Source organism: Alicyclobacillus suci (genome assembly GCF_017329615.1).
Classification (GTDB): domain Bacteria; phylum Bacillota; class Bacilli; order Alicyclobacillales; family Alicyclobacillaceae; genus Alicyclobacillus; species Alicyclobacillus suci.
Map to the genome: position 1 here is coordinate 19,467 of NZ_JAFMTW010000015.1, position 17,190 is coordinate 36,656.

Consider the following 17,190-nt stretch of genomic DNA (forward strand, 5'->3'; position numbering starts at 1 on the left):
GACAGCCCTGTTTGTTTTTCGGGATGTGCGTTTACGGAGATGGGACGGTTAGCATACCAGAGGCTTGTTGCATGTCCATAGCATGCAGGAGGTTGGCAAAGATTTGCAAGGTGGTCACGGCGCCAACACCGCCGGGTGTTGGTGTGTATGCACGGGTCAGCGGTGCGGCTTGTGGGTGGAGATCACCTGCGACTTCGCCGTTCGCACCTTGTGAGATGCCGACGTCAACCACAACTAAACCGCCGTGCACCATATCAGGGGTAATCAGGCCGGCTTTGCCGACTGCGACAAATGCGTAGTCGCTGCGCTGCAAGTGGGCGCGGACGTTCTGGGTATACTCGTGGCAGGCGACGACGGTTGCACCTTCCGCGATTAATAGGTGAATGAGGGGGAGGCCGACAGTCTGGCCGCAGCCGACGACCGTAACGTCGCGCCCACGCAGTGGATACCCATAGTGCTTGAGTAGACGGATGCAGGCCAGTGGCGTTGCCGGATAGAGTGCTGCGTCCGGGGATGGTTTTGCAAACGAATGGCAAGGAGACATGCCGTCGACATCTTTGAGTGCGTGGATGGTGCTGATGATTCGCTGACTATCCATTCCTTGCGGAAGTGGCAACTCTATCATAATCCCATGCACGTTCTGATCTCGACTGAACGTTTCCACACGTCTTGCCACATCTGTTTCTGGGGTGTCTCCCGGTAGTTGGACGATTTCAAACTGAATACCGAGGCGAAGGGCGGCCCTTGCCTTTTGCATGGCATACACGTGGGACGCTTTGTCGTCGCCGACGAGCAGGGTGACCATCCGGGGGGATACCCCTTGCGACTGCCATCGTGCGACTGCTGCGACCAATTCGTGTTTCAGTGCGTTTGCCACTGGTTTTCCCTCTAAACGAGTCGTCATGTGTCCTGTTCAGCCCTCTCCGTTTGCCTACGCGAGAATCCACATGTCTACTTGCAATCCATTGCGCAACCATCCATGCACCATGGATGTCATGGAATGCGCGAAAAAATGCAAACGACCACCTGGGTAATATGCCCAGGCGGTCGACAATTTTCTCAGCTGTGCTTCCTCGTGGTGCTCCACGTTTACCGCCAGTCACACAGCTGTGCATAGGTTGTATTGTGATGCGCTCAAAAAATATCCACAGTTGAATATATCAAGAAATAGGACTATCGACAAGTCTAGGGTGGGGGAGTTCAATGCCTCGCACTTCGTTGCTAGCCAGCCCGTTCCTAGCGCTCGGTGCTATACTGCCTATATTCAGATACGCCCTAGTAGGCAGGAAGACGAGGAGTGCCCGATGTCCAAACTGAACCCAATCACGCGCGAACTACAAATCTCCGGGATTCGTAAATTTACGGACTTGGTTGCAAACTATCCGGAAGCCATCTCGCTGACCATAGGCCAACCGCACTGGCCGACCCCAGAGCACGTGAGGCGGGCCGCAGCGGTTGCCATCGAGGATGGGCGTACGACTTATACGCCGAATCGTGGCTTGCCTGCGCTACGACAAGCTGTAGCCACGTATTACAGCGATAAATTTCAGCTCGAATACCAGCCTGAGACGGAAATTCTCGTGACGGCGGGTGCCACCCACGCGCTAGATATTAGTTTGCGCACGCTGCTGCAGCCGGGTGACGAAGTATTGATTCCTGGCCCCGCGTACCCTGGTTATGAACCGGTCGTGCGTTTGGCGGGCGCAAATCCTGTGTCGATTGACACGCGAAAGGATGGGTTTAAGGTGACGCCCGCATCGCTCAAGGCGCACGTGAATGAACGCACGAAGGCGATTGTGTTGGCGTCGCCGGCCAATCCAACGGGCGTGGCGTACACGCGGGAGGAATTGTCGGAGTTGGCCGGCGCCCTTCGGCCGACGAATTTGTATGTCATTCTGGATGAAATCTATAGTGAGTTACATTTTGCAGAGCAGCACGTGAGTTTGGCGACGTTCCCTGATATGCGGCATCGCTGTATTGTGATTCATGGGCTGTCAAAGTCGCACAGTATGACTGGGTGGCGTATCGGTTTTACGTTTGCCCCTGCGGAAATCACCGCAGAAATGGTCAAACTGCTGCAATACAGCATTACCTGCGCCTCCTCCATAAGCCAGTATGCGGCGCTTGCCGCTATGGAGGAGGGGCGCCACGACGCCAAGCCAATGCGAGAACAATATCGGCAGAATCGCGATATGGTTGTAGCGAGCCTGCGTCGGATGGGGCTTCAGATTGTAGAGCCCCAAGGCGCGTTTTATGCATTTCCAGACATCTCAGCGAGCGGGAAGTCGTCCCAACAATTCGCTAGAGACTTGTTACAGGAAGCGAACGTGGCAGTGATACCAGGTGACGCTTTTGGAGTGTTGGGGGAAGGGTACGTGCGTTTGTCGTACGCCTGTGAGCCTGACAAGCTACGCGAAGCGCTTGAACGAATAGGGCATTTTGTGGAGGCGCTGTAGCGATTAACCGGGCTTTTGGGCTTTCGCGTGTGCCCCGTGGCACGGGGTGCAAGGGTGTCCGTGCATGATTGCCTCTTCTGCGAGCCAAGCTATGCCAGAGGGGGCGAGACGATGCGTAACAATACAAGAAAATCCCGCACGTATGCAGGTGCGGCCATTTTCATTCTGATTGCCATTATCCTACTGGGCATCCGCATTTATCGATACGTCGTAACGCAGTGGACGTAAGTCCGCCCTTGCATGGGCGGACCGTCCATCTAGTTCGTCTGTTCGTCCCTTGCGTAGATTTACAATGCGCCGAGGTAGCCGCGTTCCCTAAAGTAGGGAATGAGCACCTTCAGCGCCACCTCCACGCATGCTTGGTTCGGCAGCATTTTCGCGTGGTGCAAGCCATAGGGGGTTTCGGCGCCCAACCAGAATAAGAAGCCAGGAATGTCCCGCAGGAAGTAGCCGAAATCCTCGCCCGTCATTGCCGTCGGCACGCGTTTGACGCGGGCCAGTGACCGGGTTTCAACAAACGAGATAAATCCTTCTGTCAGCCGTTCTTCGTTCCAAACCTGGTAGTAGTTCGCGCCATAGTCGAGGGCGTACGTGCAGTCAAACATGCGAGCGATGCCGTCGAGTACAGATTCGATCCGCTGTTTGACCCGTCCCATCGTATCGTTCGACAGCGCCCGAATAGTCCCCTCAATACGGGCTTGCTCCGCGATGATATTCTGTTTCGTTCCCGCTTCCAATCGACCAATCGTGATGACGGCAGCGTCGAGCGGATCAATATTGCGCGAGACGATAGACTGAATGGCACTGATGAACTGTGCGCCGGCGACCACCATGTCATTCGCGCGATGCGGGAAGGCCGCGTGGCCGCCGCGGCCAATCAGGTCAATGAACAATTCTGACGTGTTGGCGAACAGGATACCTGGGCGCAGCCCAATCTCGCCGACGGCCAAATCCGGCTGAACGTGCAACGCAAAAATGGCATCGGGGCGCAGCGCCTGAAATTCGTCGCTGGCGAGCATCGGCAGAGCGCCACCTGGGCCTTCTTCTGCAGGCTGAAAGACAAATAGGATGTCGTCCACAGGTTGGTGCGTGGCGAAGTGAGACAACAGGCCATACCCAATCGTCATATGGACGTCGTGACCACAAGCGTGCATCATGCCGTCGTGGGTTGAAGCGAAGGGAACGCCCGTCTCCTCGCGAATGGGCAGCCCATCCATGTCAGCCCGGTAGGCGATTCGCCGCGTGGGCGCCGCGCCCCGCACCAGCGCTAAGACGCCGGTACGCCACGTCGTCACCTGAAGGTGCGTTTGCGGCAACTCCGAGATAAGCGACAGGAGAAGCGCTTGTGTTTGATGTTCTGCAAACCCCAATTCGGGAATTTGATGAAACGCCTGCCGGACGGATGCAAGTTGGACAGCGTCCATCATAGACGTCTCAGTTCCTGCTTGATTTCGATTTTGGACTTGTCCGTCTCGTGGATTTGCTTAATGACGCGCGCTGGAACTCCGGCGACCACCGTGCCCGGTGCGACGTCTTCAATCACCACTGCTCCTGCCGCCACGACGGAGCCTTTGCCAATTCGCACGCCTTCCAGAACGACCGCGTTCGCGCCAATCAACACGTCGTCTTCCACGACCACAGGCTGTGCGGAAGGAGGCTCAATGACGCCAGCCAGGACGGCACCTGCACCGATATGACAATTCCTCCCAACCGTGGCGCGGCCACCGAGAATTGCGCCCATGTCAATCATCGTGCCGGATCCAATTTCTGCGCCAATGTTGATGACTGCGCCCATCATGATGACCGCGTTGTCACCAATGGTCACCTTGTCGCGGATGATAGCCCCAGGCTCAATGCGGGCTTGTATGCCCTTGGTGTCGAGCAGTGGAATGGCGGAATTCCGGCGATCCGTCTCGATTACGTGATCTTCAATCTCATCTTTGTGCTGGCTGAGAAACGTTTCCACGTCGGACCATTCACCAAAGATGACGCCGGTACCACCGCTGACGAACGATTGAATGCCCTCGGGAAATGTGACGTCATCAAGGCGGCCTTTGATGTACACCTTAACAGGCGTACGCTTTTTGCTTTCTGAGATATAACGGATAATTTCTTCAGCTGAATTCACTGCGCCAGCTCCTTCGCAAGTTTGTCTCCCCTCATCATACCGAACACATGGAGACTGGCAAGCGTCTCTGGTATGATGAAGGAGGTTGTCACAGAGAGAGGATTTAGTGTCACAGCCGACATCATCCTCGCAAAGGAGGGTACGGAATGAGTGTACATATTGGTGCTGTAGAAGGGTCTGTCGCAGATAGGGTTCTGTTGCCGGGCGACCCATTGCGGGCAAAGTATATTGCGGAGACCTATCTCGACAATGCCGTTTGCTATAATGAGGTTCGCGGGATGTACGGGTTTACGGGCAAGTACAAAGGAGTTCCTGTCTCCGTGCAGGGGACTGGCATGGGTGTGCCCAGCATCTCCATTTACGTCACTGAATTGATGCAGTCATATGGCGTCAAAACGTTGATTCGAGTCGGTACGTGTGGCGCGATTCAAAAGGACATCAACGTGCGCGACGTGATTCTGGCGATGAGCGCTTCCACCGATTCCAACGTCAACCGCCTGCGCTTTGGCCAGATGGACTATGCGCCGACCGCGAGTTTTGACCTGTTGTATAAGGCATACCAAGTGGCAAAAGAGAGAAACGTAGAGGCGAAGGTCGGCAACGTTTTCACGACGGATTTGTTCTACAACGACGGCGTAGCGGACCTGGAGAAGTGGGCAAACTTCGGCGTGCTGGCTTTGGAAATGGAAAGCGCGGCCCTATTTACATTGGCCGCACAATTTGATGCCAAGGCGCTTTCCATTTTGACCGTCAGTGACCATATTTTGACTGGTGAGGCGACTACGTCCGAAGAGCGCCAGACTACGTTCCACGAGATGATGGAAATCGCGCTCGAGACAGCTATCAGCCAGTAATCATTCAGTTGTTTTCACTGAGGAACTGACTGACGCGGGTCGTCAACAAGGCAATCGCAATTTGATTTTGACCGCCTTCCGGAATAATGAGGTCGGCGAACCGTTTTGACGGCTCGATAAACGCGTCGTGCATCGGTTTGACAGTACTTAGGTACTGGTCGTAAACTGATTCGATGCTGCGACCACGTTCTTCAATATCGCGCCGAATGCGCCGCAAGACTCGAACATCTGGGTCGGTATCGACAAACACCTTGATGTCGAGCAGGGCCCTTAGTTCGGGATCGACGAGGACGTGAATGCCTTCTAGAATGATGACCGGTCGGGCGGGCACATGAATGGTTTGTGCGCTCCGATTGTGCGTCTTGAAATCATAGATGGGCATCTCGATGGACCCGCCTTGTCGCAATGTGGTCACATGCTCGCGCAACAGGTCGTTGTCAAACGAGTCGGGATGGTCGTAGTTGAGTTGTTGGCGACGTTCAAACGGCAGGTCGGAATGATCTTGATAATAGGCATCCTGGGAAATGAGCGCGACAGATTGGGCACCAAGTTGTTCAAGGATAGCCCTTGCCACTGACGTTTTCCCGGAGCCTGTCCCGCCGGCGATTCCTATGATTAACATTCGAACGGACACTCCTTTGCGCAACGTCAGGCAGTATACATGAAAAGGATCGACCGATACAAGCGCAATCAGATATCATTCATCGCGCATCATGAAGATATGTCGCGCGTTGTTTGGTCGGCCACAGAAAGGATGGAGAGAAATATGCAGATTGGTATTATTGGACTTGGAAAAATGGGGTATAACTTGGCCCTGAACATGATGGATCACAAGCACGAAGTCGTTGCATTTGATCTCGACAAGAAAGCTGTAGAACGCTTGGCAGGAGAGGGCGCGACTGGCGCATCGTCGATTGCAGACCTCGTCGAGAAGCTACAGGCTCCACGCATCGTCTGGTTGATGGTTCCACATGGCAAACCAGTGGACAACTTGATTGACCAACTGACGCCGCTCTTGTCCAAGGGCGATATCATCATTGAGGGTGGTAACTCTCACTATAAAGAAAGTATCCGCCACGCTGAAGATCTGTCCAAGCATGGCATTTATTTCTTTGATGTCGGTACGTCTGGGGGCACGGAAGGCGCGCGCCACGGTGCTTGCTACATGATTGGCGGCGATGCTGAAGTGTTCAAGACCATCGAACCGCTGTTCCGCGACACCGCTGTGCCAAACGGTTACGTCTACACGGGCCGCGCTGGCAGTGGGCACTATTGCAAAATGGTGCACAACGGCATTGAGTACGGCATGATGGCCGCTATCGGCGAAGGCTTTGAAGTTCTGGAGAAGAGCCCATTTGACTACGACTTTGCGGAAGTCGCACGCTGCTGGTCGAACGGCTCCGTCATCCGCGGTTGGTTGATGGAATTGACCGAGAGTGCATTCCGTGAAGATCCGCGCCTGGAGCAGATTAAGGGCGTTGTTCATTCTTCTGGCGAAGGCAAATGGACCGTTGAAGAGGCGCTTAACTTCCAAGTGGCTGCACCGATTATCACGATGTCACTGTTGATGCGTTACCGTTCTGAAGAGACCGACACGTTCACAGGCAAAGTGCAGGCTGCACTGCGCAATCAGTTCGGCGGGCACGCTGTCGAAAAGGCGTAACGGTCAGGTAGGGTAGGCGGTCTGGCACAAGCGTGGCAATACCGGTCTAGTGAACAACGCTGTACAGAGTAAGGGAGGACGACGGACGATGGTCGAGGGGAGCGACACGAGTGGATAAACGCGTCACGATTCAAGATGTGGCCCGTCATGCCGGCGTGTCAATCACCACGGTTTCACGGTACCTCAACGAGCGCTACGACTCGATGAGTGAGGCCACGCGCAACCGCATTGCAGAAGTGATACGCAATCTCGGCTACCGTCCGAACGCCCTTGCACAGGGCCTGAAAGGCAACCGCACCAAAATCGTGGCTGCTGTGGTCGTCAATATGAGCTATCCGTTCTGTGTCGGCTTTATGCGCTCGCTCAACCAAGTTTTGTCGCCTGCTGGGTATCATTTGTTTGTCAGTGAAACAGGAGGCGATTCCGAGCGCGAACGGGCCGTTGTCCAGTCGCTGCACGCCAAGCGCGTCGACGCGATGGTACTGCAAAGCGATGGTAAAAATGCAAATCTCCTCGCTGAAATCGCAAAGCAAATTCCAGTTATCCTCGTGGATCGGGCCTATTCGATTCCGCAAGTCACGAATGTCATTACAAATAATCTGGAAGCATCAAAGCACTTGACGGAGCATTTGTTTGACCAGGGCTACTCTCGCGTGCTTTATGTGACGGAGGCCGAGGATGGGGTACATACCCGCAGAGAACGCCTTCAGGGCTATCTCAGCGCGTGTCAGGCCCACTCTGTGACGCCCCTTGTGGTCACCGTCGACCGCGAGCGGGAAGACACTTTTCAAGCCGTTTTGGATGAACTGGCCGCCGCGAAAGCGCACGCGCCAATTGCTATCTACACTGGCAATGGGTTGTTGATGCTGCGGCTTTACCCCAGACTGATGGAGTTGGGATTACACGTCCCTAGCGAATTGGGGATTGCTACGTTTGATAGACCGGATTGGGCCGAATTGGTGAGACCGTCATTGACGTGTGTGGAGCAGCCGGTTGATGCCATGGGAGCGATTACCGGGGAAATGCTGCTCGACAGGTTGGAAAAACCTGACGAGACAGCAAATGTGGTCATACCCGGGGAAAAGAAAATTGCATCGGATGTGATTGTCGGCGGTTCAACGCAGTTGCGGCGTACCTGATTGGGCGTTCGTTTCCGGCAAGACTGCCGCACAGAGCTGGCGAAACCGCTCAAACTTCTGAACAAGGCGTTTGTGCGCGTCGACGGACGGGGTTGTCACGTCCAAAGCCTCGTGATGTATCTCCATCGGCCTGTTGCCAATGGCTTCGTTTGCGACCATGGCTGCACCCAGTGTGGCGCCGTCAATCTCCGCTTGGGTTTCGATTTCCACGTTGAACAGATCTGCCGTCCATTGACGAACCCACGCTTGTTGAAACAACTTGCCTGAGACAATCAGGCGCTTTGGCGTGCCCAGCGATGTCATTAACTGTTGCGCAATCCAGTAGGCGTTAAACAAAATCCCCTCAATCCCCGCGCGTATCAAATGCACCTGATTGTGATATCTTTTCAGGCCGATGAACGACAGGGAAGCCGATTCATCCCAAATGGGTGCACGTTCTCCAGATACATACGGAATGCAAAATAAGTTGTCTGCTGTGAGGTTTCCAGCCTCCTCGACGAGGCGCGGGAATCGCTTTGCGAATTGTTCGCCTGCTTCCGTCAACACGTTGCGGTATAACCAGTCAAGCACCACGCCGCCACTGTTGCTCGGTGCGCCGACCACATATTGACCCGCTGCGAGTGGGTAGGAAAACGCACGAATCGACTCGTGAGATGAATGATGACGATAACCTGTGCGAATGGCTAGGCTCGTCCCCATGGTGAGCACCATTTTCCCGCCATCCATAGCGCCAGCGGCGACCGTAGCCAAGACGCCGTCTGATCCGCCGATACAAACGGGGATTTGCGAGATGGACTTTGTCACGTCGCCAATCCACGGTGAGATATCGAGCGTGCGGATATGGTTGGTCGGCACGAGCGTCGATAGTTGTTTCGGTGTAATGCCTGCGTATGTCAGGGCTGGGCCATACCAGTCAAACGCCGTGGCGTCGAAGAGGCCCGTGGCGGAGGCGATGGCGTGGTCGACCTCCCATACACTGAACCAGCGGTGCCAGACATATTCCTTAATGGATACGAAACGCGCTGTTCGCTTGAACAACTGCGGGTAAGCTTGACGAAACCACGCGATTTTGGCAATCGGTGCCATGGCGTGAATGGGGGTACCCGTATGGCGATAGATATCCTTGCCGGCGGGGCTGTTCCACAGCGAAGAGGCTTCTTGGGATGGTCGGGCGTCCAACCAAAGCATGGCAGGAAACAGCGGCGTATCCTCGTCATCCATCGGAATGAGGCTGTGCATCGCTGCACTGAACCCGACTGCGTCAATGGTAAAACCTGCGCCAATTACGTCGCGGCAGACGGCCGTAAAGACACCGGTGACGGATGCGTATACCTCTTCTGGGTCTTGTACTGCGGTGCCGTCGTCATCGCTGTTTGTGCGAACGCGGGCGCTGTAGCTCGTGATTTCTGAACCGTCCTGCTGATAGGCGATGGCTTTTGCGGTGGTCGTCCCAATATCTAAACCGACGATGCAATGTTTTCCGTATTCATTCTGACTCAAGGCTCTCCACATCCCAAAGCGAGGTTGGCCGTCGGAATCCGACGGCCACCAAAGGTTGTTTGTCTGACAGGACGATGGTCGCCACTGTCTTGTCTACGAACATGCTGTATTGCTTCGCTTATTTCGCAGTTTCTGCGTCCTCAAAAGGTGAACGGATTGGCTCGATTTTACCGAGCATGAGTACGTAGCACAAGATACCGAGGATGAGGACAATGCCGGCAATAATGAACGCAGATTCGAAAGACCCTGTGAACTGCACAACATAGCCGGTGACGATAGGTGCCACGATACTCATCAAGTTGTTGAAGAAGTTGATGACACTTCCGACGGTACCGACGGTGCCGCGTGGTGAAATCAAGGATGGGATACTCCAGCCGATTGGGGCAGAGAAGGCGAGCCCACCCAGTGCGATGGCGATAAAGATGACGGCGACGTTCGCGTTGTTGGTGAATGCCGCTGGAATCACGGCCAAGCCAAGAATCATACCAATGACGAGAATCGTTTTGCGGACTCGCGTGGAGTCGTGACCGCGTTTGATGAGATGGTCCACCAACCAGCCGCCGATGATCAGGTCTGTAAGCGTTGCAACCAGCCATGGGCCCGCGGTGTACCAACCGGATTTCAAAATCGTCATGTGCATTTGTTTTTCTAGGTAACCCGGCAACCAGGTGAGGAATAGGTAAAAAGTGTAACCGTATGCAGTGAACCCGAGCGTCAGTCCCCAAATTTTGCGTTGGGACAGGACAAATGCGAGGTTCTTGCCGTATCCGCCAGGTGCCGTTCCGATTTTTTGGGCACCGCCTTCGCGGAGTAAGTCGGCTTCTTTTTGTGAGAGTTTAGCATCTTTTGGATCACGATAGAAAATCCAGTACAGCACGAGGTAGACGAGGCTTAGCACGCCCGTCAGCCAAAAACCGCCTTTCCAGCCCCACTCAAATACTGCCCAAGCGATTAATGGCGTCCCGATGACGTTTGAGAACTTTGCAGCGGCATCGAAAATCGAAGTCGCTAAGCCCCGTTCACGAACTGGGAACCAGTAGCCTGTCGCCTTCGATGCAGCTGGAAATGCAGGCGCTTCCGCGGCACCCAGAATGATACGCGATAGGAGAATCAATCCCATTCCGCTGACCACAGCGGTCATCAATGTCGCCAAAGACCACAGGAGTGTGCCGATTCGGACCAGCCACTTTGGACCGATTTTATCGAGCAGCGCGCCGACAGGAATTTGGAAGAGCGCGTACGACCAACCGAATGATGACAAAATGATACCCATTTGCCCACTGCTTAAGTGATACAAATCCGAGATGGGCTGTTGTGCAACTGACAGATTGGTTCTGTCGAAGTAGTTGATGAGGATACCAAAACCAATGAGAAGTCCTATCCACCAACGTTTCATAAAATCCCCTCCCTCAAGGTGGAGCATGTCCTGAATGCGCATGCGCTCAAGACATCACCTAAACGAATTCGGTTACATCTCGACACCTTAGTCGAGAGTCGTGTGAAAAGGTTCACATGTAGGTAAAACGTTTTTGGAAAACGTTTTACGAAAACGATATACTGAACAATATCAAACCTCTTGTAAAATGTGAAGCACAAAATGAAATACAAAAAAAGGCATCGTCGTTACGATGCCCAACTTTCGTTGATGTTAGCCGGATTGAATCTGCTATGTGGGGTCGTTTTGGTGTTTATTTGGGGGCTCGACTTGCCATAAAGGCCTCAATTTCGTCGACTGTCTTGAGGATGTCTGCAGATAGATTTTCGGTGCCAGACTCGGTCACTAAGATATCGTCTTCAATACGAATGCCAATGCCTTCCTCTGCCACGTATAACCCAGGTTCAATCGTGATGACGGAACCGACCTCAATCGGGAATCCACGCCCGTGTACATCGTGCGTATCGAGTCCTAATGGGTGGCTTACGCTGTGGTAATAGTATTTACTGATTTCTTCATCGGACTGGATGAGGCCAATGCGTTTACATTCCCGCGTCAACGTGGCTTTTGTCACCTCGTTTAACTCGGGGTAGGTCATGCCCGGCTTCACCGCAGCGATGGTTTCTTCCATGGCCGTCAGCACAACTTCGTACAATTCGCGTTGCCGCGGCGTAAATCGGCCGTTGACCGGAAATGTGCGACTGATATCCGCTGAGTAATGCAGATATGCTGCGCCAAGGTCAATCAAGACGAGGTCGCCATCGGCGACGCGTTGGTCATTTTCCTCGTAATGAAGGATTGTCGCGCGCTCACCGCCCGCGATGATGGATGGAAACGCATGCTCGGAGATGCCATTACTGCGCAATGTAAAGTCGAAAAACGCTTGTAATTCGTACTCGTTGATATCCCCATGTGCATGCGCCATCATGTTTTCAATGCCGAGTTTTGTGACCCGAATCGCTTCTCGAATGGCATTGACTTCGGCTTGGTCTTTGACCGCACGCAGGCGGCAGATGCCGGCATGGATGTTGCGGATGTCAAGGCCAGGGTAGCGCGCTGAGATTTCGCGCGCAAATTGATGCGCCACGGTTTCTGTCTGGTTCCAGTCGTTTTGTTGGAGATCTAGATAGACAGTATCGTAGTCGGCGTCCGACAGTAGGGCGCCGAACGTGGACTCGACCTGCGAAATGTCGCGAATATCCGCAATGCCAGACCTCGTCTGCGCTTCCTCGTCGCGCATGCGCTTTCCTGTCCACTTCTCTTGTGTCTCATCCACGTGTTCGGTGAATAATGTCGCTGATAGAGTGCCGTCCTTCTTTTGGAGGATGAGCGCTGCGTGCTCGCGATCAATTCCAGTGAGGTAGTAGAAATTTCGGTTAGCGTGAAACGGGTACACAGCGTCGCGCGATTTATGCGGTGCGCGTCCGGAGAACAGGACGGCAAGAGACCGGTCGGCCATTTGCTCGGCAATGCGATTGCGCCGGCCTTCCAATAGGTGTGCATCAAACATCTGCAGACATCCTTTCCAACTCGCTTTGGGGGATTAGTCCCGAACTTTCGGTTTGAAATCGATGAGGCCAGCATCCATGGCCCGGATCAGGGCTTCAGCTGTCGCCATATTGGTCGCCACAGGGACGTTATGTACGTCACACAGTCGAAGCAGTGCGCTAATATCAGGATCATGAGGCTGTGCAGTCAGTGGATCACGCAGGAACACGACGAAGTCCATCTCATTGTTGGCAATCATGGCGCCAATTTGTTGATCTCCACCATACGGACCAGACTGAAACCGATGAACATGGAGGCCCGTGGCTTCTGCAATCCGCAGGCCGGTGGTTCCAGTGGCATACAGGTTCGCGTTCTTCAGGATGTTCTGATACGCAATGGCCAAGTAAACAATGTCGTTCTTTTTTTGGTCATGAGCGATCATCGCTACGTTCATACAACAGGGTCCCCCTTGTGGACAATGCATTGCTGACTCCAGTGTAACGCAAAGCATTTAAAAAGTGGTGAACAACTCATCAACTCATGAATCGTTCACACATCCGCACACGCATTTGCGCGTCGGATCATCGCCAGTAAGCGAGTTTCCCGAGACTGCAAAGGGCGGTCTTCGATTTCCAAGCCTAGGCTTCCCCGTGGTACACTGGTTGAGCAAATCGATTTATTGCTGATTGGAGGTTGAGTAGATGTCTTTGCATCATTCGGGCAACGCCATTCGGGATGCACTCTCTCGACCGCTGAAGGACCTTCGGATCTCGCTGACGGATCGATGTAACTTCCGATGTAAGTACTGTATGCCAAAAGAGGTCTTCGGAAAAGACTACTCGTACCTTTCTGAAGAAGAAATTTTGACGATAGATGAAATTGTTCGGGTGACGCGCATTTTGTCTGAAATCGGTGTGCATAAGGTGCGCTTAACCGGTGGGGAACCCTTACTTCGTCGCGAGCTTCCGGAAATTATCCACGCCTTGGCCTCACTTCCGGGGATTGACGACATTGCGGTGACCAGCAATGGGAGCATGTTGACGCCCAAACGCGCCCAGGCGCTCAAGGATGCGGGGCTGCGCAGGATAACCATCAGCCTCGACGCGTTGGACGATACGGTGTTTCGCAAGATGAACGATGTGGGTTTTCCTGTAAAGCGCGTGCTCAATGCGATTGAGTCGGCATTGGCGGCGGGTCTGACGCCGGTCAAGGTCAATATGGTTGTTCGCCGGGGCTTTAACGATACCGAGATTCTACCCATGGCAGAGCACTTTCGGGGCACCGATGTGGTGTTGCGATTTATCGAATACATGGACGTCGGCAACAGCAATGGGTGGAAGCTGGACGACGTGGTTCCGGCGTCGGAAATTTTTCGCACCATCGCTGAAAAGTATCCGCTCGTTCCGGTCGCACCAGAGTTGCAAGGAGAGGTGGCAGAGCGGTTTGCGTATGCGGATGGCGCAGGGCAAATTGGCATTATCCACGCCGTCACGAAGCCGTTTTGTACGGGTTGCTCGCGGTTGCGCCTGACGGCTTCCGGTGAATTGTTCACGTGCCTCTTCGCCACACGAGGCAAGCCTATTCGCGCGATGTTGCGGGATGGGGCGACGGATGAGGAACTGCGGGCGGTGATGACGGGTGTTTGGAAGGCGCGTACCGATAGATATTCGGAGGAGCGCAACGAACAGACTGTCCATCGGCCGCGGATTGAAATGTCACGCATTGGCGGGTGAGTTGTCAAAACGGGGGGTGCCTTACAGTACCGGACCCCCCAATTATTTTACAAACAAACTAATGTCTAAAACACCATGTGTTGCTAATATGTCACTCTCTCCAGTAGTAGATTGCGTAGTCTTAATATTTGGACAAGAGAAATTGAATGCCATGACAATATTGAGTAGATGGGGGCGCCTCGCCACCATCTACTCTTAAGTTCGGTTATCGACTTCGCCTGAAGCAGGCAGCAGTTCTATACTCGTGGCGCGGATTACCGGCGGAAAAACATTCGGCGGACGATTGCCCAAATCACCCAGATAATCACGATATCGAAGATGATGTGGAACAGACTCAGTCCGGCGCCATATGCGTACCCAAAGCCGAACGGATTAAACAGGTGGCCTAAGAAGAACCCGGCGCCGAATGAGAATAAGTGTGATCCGAATCCGCCAAACGGCGTTCCGAATGTTCTTGTTCCCGTTCCTGTCCGCGAATTATAAGACGGTGAGGAGTAGGACCGCGAACTGTACGAGCGAGACGAGTATGACCTAGACGTATACGAACGAATCGGCTGTACCTGAACTGACGCGTGTTGCGTGTTGCTGAGTGTCGCCGTCTGCACCGTCGCCGGGCTGTTTGACACAACCGGCGTCGAGACCGAAGCAAAGGCGGAGGTTGGAATCAACAGTACTACCATCGTAAACAATCCGACGAAAAAGCGTCTCATGATGCATCATTCATCCTTATTATTCATTCTTTTGTGCCGCATGCTCTGTAAAGCATTGATGCCCGACGGATTTGTCAAAATCACATCACGCCGATGACGATTGTCGAGCGAATTGCTTTTTAAGGGTACGCTGGTGTGGTGAAAAATATCGTCGAAGAACAACCACCGGTGGGATACGAGCAATCGCTCGACGCAGACTGCCTGAAAAGTGCTAAAATGGTGGATACCATGAATGCGTGATGTAGAACGAGATCCGCTGGTCGCAAAACCGGCACATGCTCATTGTACGAAACAATTCAAACTTGTGTCCACGGGAGGATTGACCAATTGGAAAAGTTCATCTTATCCTTTGTCAGTCTTGGCTTGTTATTGTTGGCTGGTTTCGCCCTGATGATTTTGGAACATGGCATGGCAAAAGGCATTGGCGGCTTGATGATGTTGTTGGCAATGATTTCGGGGGCTGGAATTGACATTCGTCTACGGAGCCCGAATCTTCGCAAGTACCGATGAGGTCACTCTGACGTGTTGGTTGGTTCTGCTCCATTGGTTCTGCCGCCCGTTTTGTCCGATTCCTAGGCATCTGAGGCGCATCTCTTCGTCCTTCGACATATGGTGTGAGGAGGCTCCTCTATGGAGCGAAATGGACAGAGGAGGATGCAGACACGTGGCGAACCAATCCAATAAACGCAAGCGCAAAGCTTCCCCAAAGGCTGGAGTCAATCGGCAGCGGCCGACTGAAGCTCCGTCGACGACGACTCCGGAAGTGGAAACTGTTGCATCGAAGTCGAATTCATTCGACAATCTCAAGAAAAATTTAACGGGTAAGCGTAAGGCGATTTTTGAAATTCTGGACGATGTGAAAAAAGTAAATCCCGATCAGTGGAAAGACGCCCACCAAGTTGAACAAATGGCCAAATCCTTCGCGAACAAGTTGGGGCTGCCCGTTCCCGAACAGCGGATTAAGCAGTTTGTAAAGGCGTACAGTGATGCGACCAAAAATGGCCCGAACGCAAGTGTGGACGATTTGGTCAAGAAATACGGGAAAAACGTAGATGATAAAACACTCAAGGAAATTAAGAAATTCGTTCCCAAGACCAAAGGTTGAGCTTTCTGCGAGAGGGGGCGGCGCGAGATGCGCCGCCCTTTATATTTGTGGGCGTTGTGGCGTACCAGGCGGCAACGATTGAGGATGAGGTGGCTGCGGCGCAGAGGGTTGCGCTGTCTGTTGCGGCGATGCGGCAGGTTGTGTGGTCGACTCGTTGGCGTCGCCGTCATCCCCCTTGAAGAACCCTCCTGCCAGTGGAGATGACATCAGGGCAGCCAGAATGCTGGTGAAATCCTCAGTGTTTAAATTTTTTCCGCGATGTTTGACCAGTTTGTCGAGCACGCCGCTTTCTTTGAGCGAGTTGGTAGTGACAAAAATGGTATCGAGCATCTTATCCGCTTGTTCTAGGTATCCTAGCCAATTTTTCACCATCCCGCGCAAATTGCCGACGGTTTTCATCGTCTCCTGGACATTCTTGGGTGACAGTAACTGCGACAGGCTTTGTTTTTTCGTCGACGGCCCGACAGCTTGACTACCCGGGCGAGCGTTGCCATTCGCACGCCCTTTGGCTTTGCGCGCGGCACCTGTCTTTTTGCGGGCCGGTGGCCTTCGGTTCGGTGACTGGCCTTTCGCCAATACGGCGTCGTCTACGGTGGAGCGGATTGGCTTGGTCGATTTCGATCCCGACAAATTTCCACCGCGCTTGACTTTGGCCCTACCGACGCCCTTGGCCAATTTGGGTGCAGCAGAATTTTGTGCTTTCGAGCGGCCTCGGCGTAAATTCGATGTTTGATTCGTGGCGGTTGCACCTCGCTTCCGCAGAGAAGTCTCTTCTTATCCTATTCAGTCATGTGCCTCTGGTGATTGTGCCCGCCAAAGCCCTGCGAGTTCGCGAGTTTCCGGGGCCTCTATCAGTGGGTGCAGGTGTTGGACGTGTGTGTGATGTGCACCGTTTGTGAATAGGACGCCATTTCCGGCACAGAATAGCGACAGAGATGCCGCCAATGTTCAGTCGGGCGATGATGCGTGGATGACGTGG

Annotated in this window: 17 protein-coding genes and 1 riboswitch; of the genes, 7 read left to right on the forward strand and 10 right to left on the reverse strand. The window is 53.7% G+C overall.

All coding sequences use genetic code 11. From position 1 onward, the window contains the following. Positions 1-31 precede the first annotated feature (31 nt). Positions 32-904 carry a bifunctional 5,10-methylenetetrahydrofolate dehydrogenase/5,10-methenyltetrahydrofolate cyclohydrolase gene (locus J3482_RS09590; RefSeq protein WP_206922324.1) on the reverse strand — a complete coding sequence of 291 codons (873 nt, stop codon included), beginning with the start codon at positions 902-904 and terminating at the stop codon, positions 32-34. A gap of 126 nt (positions 905-1,030) precedes the next feature. Beyond that, positions 1,031-1,113: riboswitch (ZMP/ZTP riboswitch) on the reverse strand. A gap of 191 nt (positions 1,114-1,304) precedes the next feature. Here J3482_RS09590 and J3482_RS09595 point away from each other — a divergent pair. Continuing rightward, on the forward strand, positions 1,305-2,456 hold the full coding sequence (locus J3482_RS09595) for an aminotransferase class I/II-fold pyridoxal phosphate-dependent enzyme (protein ID WP_146824148.1): 1,152 nt from the start codon (positions 1,305-1,307) through the stop codon (positions 2,454-2,456). A 287-nt stretch (positions 2,457-2,743) separates the two neighbouring features. Here the strand turns inward: J3482_RS09595 and J3482_RS09600 are convergent, their stop codons facing one another. Then, positions 2,744-3,880 (reverse strand): N-acetyldiaminopimelate deacetylase, encoded by a 1,137-nt coding sequence (locus tag J3482_RS09600; RefSeq protein ID WP_206922337.1) that lies wholly within the window; start codon positions 3,878-3,880, stop codon positions 2,744-2,746. Further along, positions 3,880-4,584 carry a 2,3,4,5-tetrahydropyridine-2,6-dicarboxylate N-acetyltransferase gene (gene dapD / locus J3482_RS09605; RefSeq protein WP_223204238.1) on the reverse strand — a complete coding sequence of 235 codons (705 nt, stop codon included), beginning with the start codon at positions 4,582-4,584 and terminating at the stop codon, positions 3,880-3,882. Before dapD ends, J3482_RS09600 begins: the two co-directional genes overlap by 1 nt. Positions 4,585-4,730: 146 nt before the next feature. On the opposite strand from dapD, the gene deoD reads away from it, so the two are divergent. Then, complete coding sequence (deoD, locus tag J3482_RS09610) at positions 4,731-5,438, forward strand: purine-nucleoside phosphorylase (RefSeq protein ID WP_146824150.1); 708 nt, start codon at positions 4,731-4,733, stop codon at positions 5,436-5,438. A gap of 4 nt (positions 5,439-5,442) precedes the next feature. On the opposite strand, the gene udk is transcribed toward deoD, so the two are convergent. Further along, positions 5,443-6,060 (reverse strand): uridine kinase, encoded by a 618-nt coding sequence (udk, locus tag J3482_RS09615; protein ID WP_021298130.1) that lies wholly within the window; start codon positions 6,058-6,060, stop codon positions 5,443-5,445. A 144-nt stretch (positions 6,061-6,204) separates the two neighbouring features. Between udk and gnd the strand changes: the two genes are divergently transcribed. Next, entirely contained in the window at positions 6,205-7,101 is an 897-nt protein-coding gene (gnd, locus tag J3482_RS09620; protein WP_146824151.1) for a phosphogluconate dehydrogenase (NAD(+)-dependent, decarboxylating), read from the forward strand. A gap of 110 nt (positions 7,102-7,211) precedes the next feature. After that, the gene (locus tag J3482_RS09625) at positions 7,212-8,240 is read left to right on the forward strand and encodes a LacI family DNA-binding transcriptional regulator (protein WP_206922325.1); all 1,029 of its coding nucleotides are present in this window, start codon (positions 7,212-7,214) and stop codon (positions 8,238-8,240) included. On the opposite strand, the gene J3482_RS09630 is transcribed toward J3482_RS09625, so the two are convergent. From J3482_RS09630 to J3482_RS09645, 4 genes are all read right to left on the reverse strand, one after another. Continuing rightward, entirely contained in the window at positions 8,217-9,740 is a 1,524-nt protein-coding gene (locus J3482_RS09630) for a gluconokinase (protein WP_206922326.1), read from the reverse strand. The genes J3482_RS09625 and J3482_RS09630 overlap by 24 nt on opposite strands. Positions 9,741-9,858: 118 nt before the next feature. Beyond that, on the reverse strand, positions 9,859-11,136 hold the full coding sequence (locus J3482_RS09635; protein WP_146824154.1) for an MFS transporter: 1,278 nt from the start codon (positions 11,134-11,136) through the stop codon (positions 9,859-9,861). 292 nt (positions 11,137-11,428) lie between these two features. Then, a complete protein-coding gene (locus tag J3482_RS09640) occupies positions 11,429-12,685 on the reverse strand; it encodes an aminopeptidase P family protein (RefSeq protein ID WP_206922327.1) in 1,257 nt (418 codons plus the stop codon). Positions 12,686-12,718: 33 nt separating this feature from the next. Beyond that, positions 12,719-13,117 (reverse strand): methylglyoxal synthase, encoded by a 399-nt coding sequence (locus J3482_RS09645; protein ID WP_146824156.1) that lies wholly within the window; start codon positions 13,115-13,117, stop codon positions 12,719-12,721. Positions 13,118-13,364: 247 nt separating this feature from the next. On the opposite strand from J3482_RS09645, the gene moaA reads away from it, so the two are divergent. Then, entirely contained in the window at positions 13,365-14,396 is a 1,032-nt protein-coding gene (gene moaA / locus J3482_RS09650) for a GTP 3',8-cyclase MoaA (protein WP_206916946.1), read from the forward strand. Between the two features lie 254 nt (positions 14,397-14,650). Here the strand turns inward: moaA and J3482_RS09655 are convergent, their stop codons facing one another. Next, the gene (locus J3482_RS09655; protein ID WP_146824158.1) at positions 14,651-15,106 is read right to left on the reverse strand and encodes a hypothetical protein; all 456 of its coding nucleotides are present in this window, start codon (positions 15,104-15,106) and stop codon (positions 14,651-14,653) included. Positions 15,107-15,433: 327 nt separating this feature from the next. On the opposite strand from J3482_RS09655, the gene J3482_RS09660 reads away from it, so the two are divergent. Next, positions 15,434-15,616 carry a hypothetical protein gene (locus J3482_RS09660; RefSeq protein ID WP_223204239.1) on the forward strand — a complete coding sequence of 61 codons (183 nt, stop codon included), beginning with the start codon at positions 15,434-15,436 and terminating at the stop codon, positions 15,614-15,616. A gap of 154 nt (positions 15,617-15,770) precedes the next feature. After that, positions 15,771-16,211: a hypothetical protein gene (locus tag J3482_RS09665; protein WP_146824159.1), complete on the forward strand. Its 441-nt coding sequence runs from the start codon at positions 15,771-15,773 to the stop codon at positions 16,209-16,211. A 39-nt stretch (positions 16,212-16,250) separates the two neighbouring features. On the opposite strand, the gene J3482_RS09670 is transcribed toward J3482_RS09665, so the two are convergent. Further along, a complete protein-coding gene (locus tag J3482_RS09670; protein ID WP_188332332.1) occupies positions 16,251-16,886 on the reverse strand; it encodes a hypothetical protein in 636 nt (211 codons plus the stop codon). Positions 16,887-17,190: the final 304 nt, after the last annotated feature.

Excerpts from the sequence above, each read along its gene's own strand:
- gnd (WP_146824151.1), top strand. The coding sequence starts at position 6,205 with ATGCAGATTGGTATTATTGGACTTGGAAAAATGGGGTATAACTTGGCC.
- udk (WP_021298130.1), bottom strand. The coding sequence starts at position 6,060 with ATGTTAATCATAGGAATCGCCGGCGGGACAGGCTCCGGGAAAACGTCA.
- J3482_RS09640 (WP_206922327.1), bottom strand. The coding sequence starts at position 12,685 with ATGTTTGATGCACACCTATTGGAAGGCCGGCGCAATCGCATTGCCGAG.
- J3482_RS09655 (WP_146824158.1), bottom strand. The coding sequence starts at position 15,106 with ATGAGACGCTTTTTCGTCGGATTGTTTACGATGGTAGTACTGTTGATT.
- J3482_RS09595 (WP_146824148.1), top strand. The coding sequence starts at position 1,305 with ATGTCCAAACTGAACCCAATCACGCGCGAACTACAAATCTCCGGGATT.
- J3482_RS09590 (WP_206922324.1), bottom strand. The coding sequence starts at position 904 with ATGACGACTCGTTTAGAGGGAAAACCAGTGGCAAACGCACTGAAACAC.
- moaA (WP_206916946.1), top strand. The coding sequence starts at position 13,365 with ATGTCTTTGCATCATTCGGGCAACGCCATTCGGGATGCACTCTCTCGA.
- J3482_RS09600 (WP_206922337.1), bottom strand. The coding sequence starts at position 3,880 with ATGGACGCTGTCCAACTTGCATCCGTCCGGCAGGCGTTTCATCAAATT.
- J3482_RS09635 (WP_146824154.1), bottom strand. The coding sequence starts at position 11,136 with ATGAAACGTTGGTGGATAGGACTTCTCATTGGTTTTGGTATCCTCATC.
- deoD (WP_146824150.1), top strand. The coding sequence starts at position 4,731 with ATGAGTGTACATATTGGTGCTGTAGAAGGGTCTGTCGCAGATAGGGTT.
- J3482_RS09645 (WP_146824156.1), bottom strand. The coding sequence starts at position 13,117 with ATGAACGTAGCGATGATCGCTCATGACCAAAAAAAGAACGACATTGTT.